This is a genomic window from Syntrophorhabdaceae bacterium (assembly GCA_035541755.1).
In the GTDB taxonomy this organism is placed as follows: Bacteria; Desulfobacterota; Syntrophorhabdia; order Syntrophorhabdales; family Syntrophorhabdaceae; genus PNOF01.
The window spans coordinates 1-11,751 of sequence record DATKMQ010000131.1; the positions used below are offsets into that span (position 1 = coordinate 1).

Consider the following 11,751-nt stretch of genomic DNA (forward strand, 5'->3'; position numbering starts at 1 on the left):
ATTACCTGCGCCGGGATTAAGCCAGTATCCTCCGCCCCCATAAGTGGTCCAGTGCCCTAAACTCTTCTGAAGCCAGACGGGGAGGTAAAATTGGGCATCGCCATTGCCCAGGCCACGCCTCTCGCTACCGCTCGGCAGATGAAGTATGGGGAACGTGCCTACCATGGGTCGATACGTTCCCTCCTGAATAAATCGGTACTTGACCCCGAGCTCCACGTCACCCGGACCGTAGAGCGTGGGTGCGCCCCGGGGCTTATCAAAAGCCACTGGAACAAGCAGGTGGAGCTGGAGGTTTGGGACAATACCATAGTTCATTTCCAGATGAGGGGCGGTGCCAGAGACCCCATCCTCATCGTTTGCGTACTGGGTCGCCACGTAGAATTCCCAGTGCTGGTATTCTACGGGCTCAGGGTCATCGGTTCTGAAAGGAGGGCCGGCAAATATAGGTGACGAGGCCGCAAAAAACGCGCCCATAGTTATACCAACGATCCACAAGAAAAGACGAAAGTGGATGACGCCCGGCGCCTCTAACCCCCTGCGGTTTACAATTTCGCACTCTTTAACAGCTGGTTTTGCCCTCACAAATCTACCCCGTCTTCTGCTTGGTTGTCGGCATGGCAAGAACCCTCCACAAGAATATAAGGTGCCGGCAGCTAAGTGTCACGGTTTAAAGATACCGACGTTCCCGCTTACGGCCCGGGGTTGCAATCTCAAAATGGCCTTGAAATCTATAAGCGTCCAGACTTTTTCCTTGAAATTCCGTGATTGTTGCAGGAAAATGAACTCAAGCCGGTATTCCAAAGCGTAGCGGACTTTGGAATCGTTGTGAGAGAGACATAAGATGAAACTACATATGGAAAGACGTGGACAGGGCGAAAGAATAGTCTTCGTCCACGGGTCCGGATGGAATGCCCGCATGTGGTATAAGCAGAAAGATGCCCTTAAGTCACTGGCCGAGGTAATACTCGTGGATTTGCCCGGACACGGAAAGTCTGCAGGGGACGGATTAAGCTCCGTGGAAGAATACTCGGCTGAACTTTATAGGGCACTCAAAGAAATCGATCTTAAGGGATATTACGTGGCCGGTCATTCCCTGGGCGGCGCCATCGCTATGACGCTTACGCTTTCGCATCCTGATGAGGTTAAAGGAATCATTCTTGTAGGAACAGGGGCAAAACTTAAGGTCCTTCCGGAGATTCTTAAGGGCGTGAGCACAGACAAGGAACGTACGCTTAAGAGAGTGAGCGACCTCGCCTTCTCAAGGCAAGCGCCATCGACTCTGAAGAAAGATGGTTTCAACGAAACCATGAAATGCCGCGCAGAGGTCATTTACAGAGATTTTAGCGCGTGTGACCGTTTCAATATCATGGATTCAGTGAACTCACTTAAGACCCCCGCGCTCATCCTTTGCGGGACATATGACTCTCTGACGCCGCCCAAGTATTCTCATTATCTTCATCAGGCGATTGAGGGCTCGCATCTAGTCCTTGTCGAGGGGGCGGGGCATCTCGTGATGATAGAAGAACCACAGCAGGTGAACCAGGCCATCGAAGAGTTTGTAAAAAGTCGATAGATCACTCGCACCGGGCATGTTGCTTGTTCACCCACATTTGTCCTATAATCATGCCATGAAAGTGCAGGATTGCTGTCTTGCCTGTCTCAAGGGACTGGCCGAAAAAACAGTACGGCTGTCCGGCGGCAACGACGCCCTCATCAAGAACTGTTTTCATCTCATCGACAGCCTCTGGCATCCGGAAATCACACCCCCCGCCATTTCCAATGTGGTTCTCAAGTACATCAAGTCAGAAACCGGCGCGGACGACCCGTATGACACGGCAAAGATCAAAGAGTTTAATGAGGCCGTGAGCGTCATCGATGAGCTCAGGGACCGTTTTGAAAGCTCCATCGAGGGTCTCATCAAGCTTTCCGCGTTGGGAAATTCGGCAGATTTCTTCACTCAAGGCCGCTACAACGTACGCAACTTTGTCTTCACGGGAAATGTGGCGCAAATAGAGAACGAGATTTATATTAGAAGCAAAGATATTCTTATCCTGGGTGACAACGTGGGAGATTTTATCTTTGACATGCCGCTTGTGGACCATCTGGAAGGAAAAGGGAAACGAGTTTATTATGCGGTTCGGGAAAAACCGGTTCAAAATGACCTGTCCCTCAAAGATGTCCGTGAGTTTGGCCTCGACAAGATCTTCGCCCGCATTGTCTCTACGGGAGACGATGAGGTGGGCGTAACAAAGGAACATATGAGCGGGCCCGTTAAAGCGTTTTGGGAATCCGGTGCAACGGTCATAGCCAAGGGAATGGGAAACTTCGAAACCATTTCTGAGTTTCATAATGACCGTCCTGTGGTGTATATTATGAGGGTGAAATGTCCGGCAGTGGCTTTTGTCACCGGTCGGAACCAGGGCGCATATATGGCGTCGATAGGCGGTGAATAATGGCATCCAAACAGGATTACTACGAACTTCTTGGAGTTTCGAAAACGGCCACGGAAGAGGAGATGAAGAAGGCCTACAGAAAACTGGCCATGAAATACCATCCCGACAGAAACCCCGGAAACAAGGAAGCTGAAGAAAAATTCAAACTCATTAACGAAGCCTACGCAGTCCTCAGCGATCCAGAGAAGAGAAAACAGTACGACACCTTTGGCATGGGCGGCTTCCAGCAGCGTTATTCTGAAGAGGACATCTTCAGAGGGTTCAACGTGGGCGACCTCTTTAAGGATCTCGGTTTTGGAGGCAATGACATCTTCAGCATGATCTTCGGCGGTGGGCGCGGCGGCAGACAGGCTGGAAGAGCGGGTGGCAGGCGTGAGCGCCAGGCCTATGATTTTGGCGATTACATAACAAGGGAACAGCATACGACGCGTGAACTCGACCTTCATTTCGAGCTTGAGATTCCTTTCATGGATTCGATTCATGGCGCTGAAAAACGAATTTCGTTTGCAACACACCGGGGGCCTGAAGAAGTAAACGTAAAGATCCCGAAAGGCATTACCACAGGGAAAAAATTGAGGCTCCACGGAAAAGGTAATGTGGACCCGAGAACCGGTATGGCGGGCGATCTTTATCTGACGGTGAAGGTCGGCGAACACCCCGTGTTTAAGAGGACCGGCAATGACCTTTCAGTTACGAGAGAGATAAAACTGAGCGATGCATTTCTCGGCACCACCTTAGAGGTGCCTTCCATAGAAGGCCCCAAGAGAGTCACCATCCCGCCCGGGGCCAAAAAAGTGCGATTGAGAGGACTCGGGGTGCCGGGCACAGGCGGGGACCAGTATGTGGACGTGGTCGTTGACATTCCCAAGAAGGTCACCGAGAAACAGAAGGCACTGCTCGAAGAACTGAGAAAGGAAGGACTGTGACGCGAGGGATTGATCCCCAGACACCGGGTCGATTCTGCGAAGCCCGTAGCTCCCGAAGGGAGCGAGAGGGGAAGGCCGGGTACCCGCCTCAGGGTGGAGCTTGGCTCATGGAAGGGGGCGACTGCAAGCCCCAGAATTAACAAGAAGCTCCCTGTAGCGCATTCTTGCGCGAGAGGGAAAGGCTCCGCGAGCTTGGCTCGTGGAGGGGGCGACGCAAGCCCCAGAACCAGTAATAAGCTCTCTGTAGCGCATTCTTGCGCGAGAGGGGGAAGGCTCCGCGAGCTTGGCTCGTGGAGGGGGCGACGCAAGCCCCAAAAAGGTGTATAGATGCTTCCGAGAAGACACATCCTTGATATCTCATATCTGGTGGACGATGAGAGAACGCTCCTGTCCATGGCCACACTGTCACTCGCCATCGACGCCGTCAAATACATGCACAACAAACCCAAGAAGGACCATCTGGTGGAAGCGCTCGAGTTGAACGAGTTCATCTGTTTCATGTTTCCGGCCGAGAGGCCCAAGAACCGGTCGCTTTTTTGCCACATTGTTTCGGACCTGTTGGGCCTTCTCATGTACGGAGTGCCCAGGGCGCATCGATACGTCGTGGAAAATCTCGAGACGGTAAACTATTCCGAAGAGAGTATGGAGACCTACCCGGTCATCGAACTGTGGAACGCCCTCAAGGCAAAGGTGTACAAGAAGAAACATGGCGATGATGTGATAGAGGGGTTCATCAAGAAGATACGCATTGAAATGGATACGGTAGAACGTTTCCCCTTTGTGGAAGATGTCTTTCAGGAATCGAAAAAGTGTCTGGCCGAATGGCTCCCTTCTTTCGCCGGCTATTACGATGAGAGCAAGAAAAAGGTGCAGAACTGCTATGAAAGGTGGTGGACACCCTGGCTCTGCGGGCAAGACAAAGACATGGTGCTTAACAGTCTGCTGGACAGGCTTGCTGTCCAGGCAAAGGACGATTTCGATATCACGATCGAAAAGGATCAACTTTTCACATCAATCAAAACGGACAAGGCCCTGAACCGGCAAGAAAACGAACTCTTCTCTCGCTGGTACAAAGAGGGCATGAACTTATTGTTAAAAATCTAACAAACACTTATTGACAAAAAGCCCCTCAGATCATTATATTACCTTTAGCAACTAATTTTCGTTATTGCTAACTTTACAAATTTTTCGAAAGGAGTGTGATACAATGAAGGTGAAACCATTGCAGGACAGAATTCTTGTTAAGAGACTTGAGGAAGAGGAAAAGACAAAAGGGGGCATCATTATCCCCGATTCCGCCAAAGAAAAACCGCAGGAAGGTAAAGTAGTAGCGGTCGGCGACGGCAAGGTCCTTGAAAACGGCACAAAGGTTAAACCGGGTGTCAAGGCAGGCGACAAGATACTCTTCGGCAAGTATTCCGGCACGGAGATCAAAATCGACGGCGAAGAACATCTCATTCTCAGAGAAGACGATGTTCTCGGCATTGTAGTAGAGTGAAAGGAAGGAGGGACTAAGAATGGCAAAAGAAATCAAGTACGATCAGAATGTAAGGGAGTCGCTCTTAAAGGGCGTCAACACACTCGCTGACGCCGTGAGGGTGACCCTTGGACCTAAAGGACGAAACGTTATATTGGAGAAGACATTCGGCTCTCCGACCGTGACTAAAGACGGCGTGACCGTGGCCAAAGAAATCGAGCTTGAAGACAAGTTCGAGAACATGGGCGCGCAGATGGTAAAGGAAGTGGCGAGCAAGACAAGCGATGTGGCCGGGGACGGAACCACCACGGCAACTGTTCTCGCGCAGTCGATCTACAGAGAGGGTGCGAAACTCGTGGCCGCGGGCCATAATCCCATGGAACTTAAACGAGGCATCGGTAAGGCCGTTGAAACGATTATCGACGAGCTGAAGAAGCTCTCCAAACCCACCAAAGATCAGAAAGAGATCGCTCAGGTCGGCACCATTTCAGCAAACAATGACGATACAATCGGTAATATCATTGCGGACGCCATGGCCAAAGTCGGCAAAGAAGGCGTCATCACCGTTGAAGAAGCCAAGAGCATGGAAACGACCCTGGAAATCGTTGAAGGTATGCAGTTTGATAAGGGATACATCTCACCGTACTTCGTCACAAACCCGGAAAAGATGGAAGCCGTGCTCGAGGAGCCACTCATCCTGATCAACGAGAAAAAAATCAGCAGCATGAAAGACCTGCTTCCCATCCTCGAACAGGTCGCCAAGATGGGGAGAACACTTCTCATTATCTCCGAAGACGTTGAAGGCGAAGCCCTTGCGACACTCGTTGTGAATAAGCTGAGAGGAACCCTCAAAATTGCCGCCGTGAAGGCGCCAGGATTCGGCGACAGAAGAAAGGCCATGCTCGAAGACATCGCCATCCTCACGGGCGGTCAGATGATCTCGGAAGAGCTCGGCATCAAGCTTGAAACGATTTCCATGAAAGACCTTGGCTCAGCCAAGAGAATCACCATAGACAAAGATAACACGACGATCGTCGACGGTGCAGGCAACAAGAAGGAGATCGAGGCCCGGGTAAAACAGATCAGGGCGCAGATCGACGAGACTACATCCGACTACGACAGAGAGAAACTCCAGGAAAGGCTCGCCAAACTCGTGGGCGGTGTTGCCGTTATCAATGTAGGCGCTGCTACAGAGTCCGAGATGAAAGAGAAAAAGGCTCGCGTTGAGGACGCTCTAAACGCTACCAAGGCCGCCGTAGAAGAGGGCATCATCCCGGGCGGCGGCGTGGCCTTCATCAGATGTATCGCCAAACTCGACGCCTTGAAGCTCGAAGGTGGGCAGCAGTTCGGCGTCAACATCGTGAAGAAAGCGCTTGAGGACCCGCTTCGCTGGATTGCAACGAACGCCGGCCATGATGGATCCATCATCATTGAAAAGGTAAAACACGGAAAGGCCAATTTCGGATTCGACGCCGCAAAAGAAGAGTACGTCGACGACATGACTAAAGCGGGTATCATCGACCCGACCAAAGTTGCACGGACAGCGTTGCAGAACGCCGCGTCAGTTGCGTCGCTCCTTCTCACAACGGACTGCATGATTGCCGAAAAACCGAAAGAAAAAAGCCAGATGCCTATGATGCCTCCGGGCGGTATGGGCGGCATGGAAGGAATGTATTAAGCATCAAGAAAGTGCAAAAAAAGAGGGGACTTCATGTCCCCTCTTTTTTTATCTCGTACCGAACAATGCGAGAAAAATGTCGCCGGTCCGGGTTACTTCTCCGGATGGTATTTGAAAGAAATGTTGAGCCTCACCCGGTATGCGCTCACCTTTCCGTTTTCAAGCGTTACATCCTGTTTTACCACCTCGGCAACCCTCAAATCGTCCAACGATTTACCGGCGGTTTCCAGGGCAGTTTTGGCCGCATCTTCCCATGATTTCGTGCTTGTTCCTACGATGTCAATGATCTTGTACACGCTGTTTCCCATAATAACCTCCCTTTTGTTAGATTAGACTCAACTGATCATATAAAGCCTTTATAACACAGAAAACCGATCTGTCAAGGCTTACAGGTAAGAAAACGGAAATGGGGTCGGAGAGAGCCTTTCCGCGGACAAGCCGTCACGACCATTTGAATCTATCCTTGCCTTCCGCTCTCCTCTTCTTCCGAAGGCGCGTTCGTTCTCGATGCGTTGTTTGCACGGATACCGTACACCAGGTAGGCCGCCGAGACCAAAAGGCTCGCAAATGTGAGATACGGGACCGATACGTCGGAAAGTTCCAGGACCGTGGTGCAATATATCATGGGCAGCATGGCTACCACCGTTAGACGATAGAGACTTTCCTTGTCCATCGGGCTTTTGAGAAACTTAAGCAAACAGAGTCCTGTCAAAAAAACTATTAGACTCATGAGCAGGTAATAGAGGTATAAACCCACGACCATGAGGGGGTATACAAGGATTCCGCCGAGCCTCAGATATCCGGACCAGTGGTAAAGGTCTTTCTTCGTAATCGTGATGCCGTTCATCTGCTTTACGTCATAGGTCTTTGTTTCCCTCGCGTTCTTCTTTACCATAAGCTTGTGGGTAGTCACTACCACAGGCGCTTCAGGGTCTGCCTTCCCGACTTGTGCGTCATCCACGAAGGCTACGACCGTCTCATGTTTTTTTGTTTTGATATCATAGGGCAATACCCTGTCAATCTTGAGGACCCCGTCTTTGATCTTTATCTCCGGCGCTTGCTCGATGTAGAAGGGCGCCTCGGTATCGACGAAACGAGAGAGCGTGTCGGTTATTTCAAATACCGTGGGAATGAGCACAAAGGCGGTCACGAGCAACAGGAGTAAGAGATTCTTCCCCCTCCAGTGGTGTATCACATCATGGTAATATTCTCTTGAATAAAACGGTTTGCAGAACAGGTTAAAAAAGGAGTGCATTCAACGTGTGTCCTTCTCATGCTGTGTATCCCCGGTCAAGACGTACCCGCGCATAGCGTTACCGTTTTCCGCGGGCCTGAATGCAGACCTGTCCCGCCCTCCCCTCCACGTAGCCGTATTCGACGCCACAGACGGGTATGGGTATGTCAGGGTTTTGTCCGTATTCATCGGCGACATCGATAAGCCTCACGTACGTAAAACCGTGCTCAATGGTTTTCACGATGAATGCTTCAAAAAAGCCTATCCAGCGGCCCCCTTCAATTTCTGCATGGACCGTGAGGACGTTCAAGCCCTCCGTCAAAATGCCTATGTAGTATTCGGCGAGCTCAGTTTCATCCGTTCCCTTGGTCCCGATCACCTCATCGAGTGTGGGCAGGGTTGTGGGTATCTGAAGGCATTTGAACTGCTGAGCCTCCATCTCGGGATAGAATGGTCCCGTTCCCTTTCTCGTGTCGCTCGTATAGGCAAGGCCCCTATCCTGAAAACACCTCAGCGCGTAAGGGTTCACCATCCATCCCGGCGCCGCAAAAGAACGCGCCTTGATGCCGGTCAACTCCCGGTAGACATTGAGTGGCTTCTCTATTTCTTCTTCTGTGCGTCTTTGGCTGAGGTCCTTGATATGGTCGTGCCAGTACACGTGGTTATGCCCGTGGATACCAAGTTCGTGGCCCTCCGTAAGGATCCGCTTGAGGAGCTCCTTATTCTTCTTTGCGACCTCGGGCCCTGGTAGCAGAAGGCCGTACATGAGCGTCTTCTTGCTCACTGCTTCGGCCCAGACCCTTCCCGTACCGGTCTTCTTGAGAAAATCCCTGCGGGTAAAGACCCTCTTCACGGTCCTTCCCGTATGGTCTTTTCCCATGGGCACAAAGAAACTCGCACGAATACCGTATCTTTGAAAAAGGGCGAGGAGCCTGGGGACACCTTTCTTCATGCCTTCATAGGTGTCCACGTGGACTGCCACGCCGATTCTCTTTTGAACTGCCATCAGATGTTTGTGTTCAGATAGTAATCGAGGGTCTTCTTGAGCGCTGTGTCGAGATCGACCTTAGGCTTCCATCCGATGATTTTCTTGGCTTTGTCAATAGAGGGTACCCGTTTATCTATATCCTGGTATCCTTCACCGTAGTAATCCTTTGAGAAGACCTCTATGATCTCGGACTGCTTCTTCTGTTTCTTGGTAGACGGATGTTCCGTGAACATCTTCTTCAGTTTATGGGCGAGCTCTTTGACAGTGGCTTCATTGTTAGGATTACCTATGTTGAATATCTCACCGTTGCATTTGCCGTCCTTATTCTCGATGATCTTCACGAGACAGGCTATGCCGTCGTCAATATAGGTGAAACACCGTTTCTGTGCGCCTCCGTCTACAAGACGTATGGGTTCCCCGAGCAGGAGATTGCTGATGAATTGAGTCACCACTCGGGAACTCCCCTCTTTTTCTATATCCGTTATGAGCTCATCGAGTTTGGGGCCTATCCAGTTAAAGGGCCGAAACAGGGTAAACTTGAGGCCTTGCTGAAAACCATAAGCCCATATCACCCTGTCGAGGAGCTGCTTTGAGGCGCTGTAAATCCATCGCTGTTTGTTGATGGGTCCGAGCATAAGGGGGCTCGTGTCTTCGTTGAATTCTTTATCGGGACACATGCCGTAGACCTCTGACGTAGAGGGGAAAATGAGTCGCTTTTTGTACTTGACGCAAAGTCTGACCACGTTCAAATTCTCTTCGAAATCAAGCTGAAAGACCTTAAGGGGCTCCTTTACGTATGTCGCGGGGGTGGCTATGGCGACGAGCGGCATGACCACATCGCATTTCTTTACGTGGTATTCGATCCACTCCTTATTAATCGCGATATCGCCCTCTACAAAATGAAAGCGTTCATGCCCATGACAGGAATCAAGCTTATCATCCCTTAGGTCCATGCCATAAAGCTCCCAGTCTGTATCTCTCAAGACCTTTTCTGCAAGACTGTTTCCGATAAAACCGTTGACGCCGAGCACGAGTATCTTCAAATGCCGCCTCCTAATATTTCATTTTCTATGTTGTTAAGCGATGCAAACGATTCTCCATCCATCTCCTGTTCGCCTTCCCATTGAACGCGGATGAGCTCAAGCGTTCCTTTACCCGCACTGACCTTGAGCGGACGGGACGAGATGACTTTTCCCGGCGTGGCGCCGAAGCTTTCTTCCTTAGCACGGGACTTCCATATGTAAAGCTTTTTGCCGCGAAGATAGGTAAACGCGCCGGGATAAGGATGGGTGACGGCCCTTGTGAGGTTATAGAGCGAAAGGGCGTCTTTAGTCCAAAAGACGAGCCCATCCTCGGGTTTGCGCCCCCCATAGTACGAAGAGGGACCCGCCTGCGGGGTCCTGATAAAACTCCCGTCGGCCAAGGCGGGCAAAGTTTCTTTCATGAGTCGTCGCGCTTTCTCCGTCATCTTCATGTACAGAGTGTATACATCGTCTTCCAGTGTTATTTCAACCTTTTTCTGTGCCACAATGCAGCCCGCGTCGGGTTTCTCCACCATCTCGTGGAGTGTCACGCCGGTCTCTTTTTCACCTTCTACCAGTACCCAGTTCACCGGCGCCCTGCCCCGGAATCTGGGAAGCAGAGATCCGTGGAGGTTCAGCGCCGCCACACGCGCTATGTCGAGGATCGTTTTCGGGATCATATTACGATAATAGAACGAAAATATAAAATCTGGCGCCGCCTTGCGGATGAGTTCCACCCATTTTTCATCTTTCAATGTGTTCGGCGTGTAAACGGGTATGCCTCGTTGCTCAGCGATTGTCACGGGCCTCTTAAACCATATCTCTTCGCGAGGGTCGTCTTCATGCGTAAAAAGACAGGAAACCTGAGCCCCGAAATCGATGAGTTCATTGAGACAGACATATCCGATTTCCTGGTACGCAAAAACAACGGCTTTCACATCAATTCCTTCTTGATGATGAAGCGCGGTCGCCTTCGCACCTCCTGATAGATCCTGCCGATATACTCGCCGATGACTCCGAGGGCAAATATCTGGATCCCGATGAAGAAAAAGAGAATCCCGAACAGGGTGAATGTCCCCTGCACCTCAGGACCTATGACCAGACGGCGGATAAAAAGAAAGACTGCAAAGAGAAAACCGATGATGGCTATGAGCAAGCCGATCATGCTGATGAATTGGATGGGCAAGAGCGAAAAATTTGTCATAAGGTCGAAGTTCAATCTGAAGAGCTTGAAGGGGCTATACTTGGATGTTCCTTTCTTTCGTTCCTCATGACCGACTTCGATCTCCGTAATCCTCTTGGCGAAGGTGTTGGCCAGCGCCGGGATAAAGCTTGACGATTCGGGGCACATGTTCATGTAATCGACGATGTTTCGTCGGTAGGCCCTGAGCATGCAACCGTAATCTTTGAGCTTCACGCCCACAAGTCTCGCCGTGATCCTGTTCACGATATACGAGGGCAGCCTTCTGAAAAGAGAGTCCTTCCTTTGTTTCCTGTACGTCGCCACGACCTCGTAACCTTCTTCCGCCTTGGCAATAAGCTTAGGTATCTCCTCCGGGGGGTTCTGCAGATCCGCATCGATGGTGATAACGATTTCGCCCTTGGCGAATTCAAAACCTGCGAAGAGCGCCATATGCTGACCGTAGTTCCTGTTGAACTCGATCACCCTGACATTCTTGTCGTGCTTATGAAACCCATCGAGCAAGATCTCTGTCTTGTCCGTGCTCCCGTCATTGATATAGAATATTTCGTAGGTTTTACCGGTCTTTTCCAGGGCATTATGGAGCCTTTTGTTCAACTCCGGCAATGATTCTTCTTCATTGAGAACCGGCACCAGAACAGATACATAAGGTTTTTCATCCATGTTTCCTCACATAGAACGTGTAGTATTCCCTCTCATATTTTACCCTTTGTATGGGCTGAAAGGCTTCTGCTATTTTTTCATTCAGACGTGCTGAAGATTTGTCCTCCAC

General features: G+C 50.7%; 13 protein-coding genes. 6 read left to right on the plus strand and 7 right to left on the minus strand.

The features are described from left to right. The coding region (locus VMT62_13265) for a hypothetical protein (GenBank protein HVN97392.1) at window positions 1-582 on the minus strand (582 nt) is incomplete at its 3' end. 271 nt (window positions 583-853) lie between these two features. Here VMT62_13265 and VMT62_13270 point away from each other — a divergent pair. The 6 genes from VMT62_13270 to groL all read left to right on the plus strand — a co-directional run bounded on the left by VMT62_13270 (window position 854) and on the right by groL (window position 6,534). Continuing rightward, on the plus strand, window positions 854-1,573 hold the full coding sequence (locus tag VMT62_13270; protein ID HVN97393.1) for an alpha/beta hydrolase: 720 nt from the start codon (window positions 854-856) through the stop codon (window positions 1,571-1,573). Between the two features lie 55 nt (window positions 1,574-1,628). Then, entirely contained in the window at window positions 1,629-2,453 is an 825-nt protein-coding gene (locus tag VMT62_13275; GenBank protein ID HVN97394.1) for an ARMT1-like domain-containing protein, read from the plus strand. Further along, window positions 2,453-3,379: a DnaJ C-terminal domain-containing protein gene (locus VMT62_13280; protein HVN97395.1), complete on the plus strand. Its 927-nt coding sequence runs from the start codon at window positions 2,453-2,455 to the stop codon at window positions 3,377-3,379. The genes VMT62_13275 and VMT62_13280 overlap by 1 nt, the downstream gene beginning before the upstream one ends. A gap of 327 nt (window positions 3,380-3,706) precedes the next feature. Beyond that, window positions 3,707-4,483, plus strand: coding sequence for a hypothetical protein (locus tag VMT62_13285; protein HVN97396.1), 777 nt, complete (start codon window positions 3,707-3,709; stop codon window positions 4,481-4,483). Between the two features lie 103 nt (window positions 4,484-4,586). Further along, window positions 4,587-4,877, plus strand: a complete 291-nt coding sequence (groES, locus tag VMT62_13290) for a co-chaperone GroES (protein HVN97397.1) — start codon at window positions 4,587-4,589, stop codon at window positions 4,875-4,877. A 19-nt stretch (window positions 4,878-4,896) separates the two neighbouring features. Then, entirely contained in the window at window positions 4,897-6,534 is a 1,638-nt protein-coding gene (gene groL, locus VMT62_13295; protein HVN97398.1) for a chaperonin GroEL, read from the plus strand. Between the two features lie 92 nt (window positions 6,535-6,626). Here groL and VMT62_13300 read toward each other — a convergent pair whose 3' ends face one another. From VMT62_13300 to VMT62_13325, 6 genes are all read right to left on the minus strand, one after another. Continuing rightward, window positions 6,627-6,842, minus strand: a complete 216-nt coding sequence (locus tag VMT62_13300) for a dodecin family protein (GenBank protein ID HVN97399.1) — start codon at window positions 6,840-6,842, stop codon at window positions 6,627-6,629. Window positions 6,843-6,991: 149 nt separating this feature from the next. Beyond that, complete coding sequence (locus tag VMT62_13305; GenBank protein HVN97400.1) at window positions 6,992-7,789, minus strand: DUF1189 family protein; 798 nt, start codon at window positions 7,787-7,789, stop codon at window positions 6,992-6,994. A gap of 58 nt (window positions 7,790-7,847) precedes the next feature. Next, a complete protein-coding gene (locus VMT62_13310) occupies window positions 7,848-8,774 on the minus strand; it encodes a polysaccharide deacetylase family protein (protein HVN97401.1) in 927 nt (308 codons plus the stop codon). Continuing rightward, window positions 8,774-9,799 carry a bifunctional UDP-4-keto-pentose/UDP-xylose synthase gene (locus VMT62_13315; GenBank protein HVN97402.1) on the minus strand — a complete coding sequence of 342 codons (1,026 nt, stop codon included), beginning with the start codon at window positions 9,797-9,799 and terminating at the stop codon, window positions 8,774-8,776. Before VMT62_13315 ends, VMT62_13310 begins: the two co-directional genes overlap by 1 nt. Then, on the minus strand, window positions 9,796-10,716 hold the full coding sequence (locus tag VMT62_13320) for a formyltransferase (protein ID HVN97403.1): 921 nt from the start codon (window positions 10,714-10,716) through the stop codon (window positions 9,796-9,798). The genes VMT62_13315 and VMT62_13320 overlap by 4 nt, the downstream gene beginning before the upstream one ends. Beyond that, on the minus strand, window positions 10,713-11,642 hold the full coding sequence (locus VMT62_13325) for a glycosyltransferase (protein ID HVN97404.1): 930 nt from the start codon (window positions 11,640-11,642) through the stop codon (window positions 10,713-10,715). The genes VMT62_13320 and VMT62_13325 overlap by 4 nt, the downstream gene beginning before the upstream one ends. Window positions 11,643-11,751: the final 109 nt, after the last annotated feature.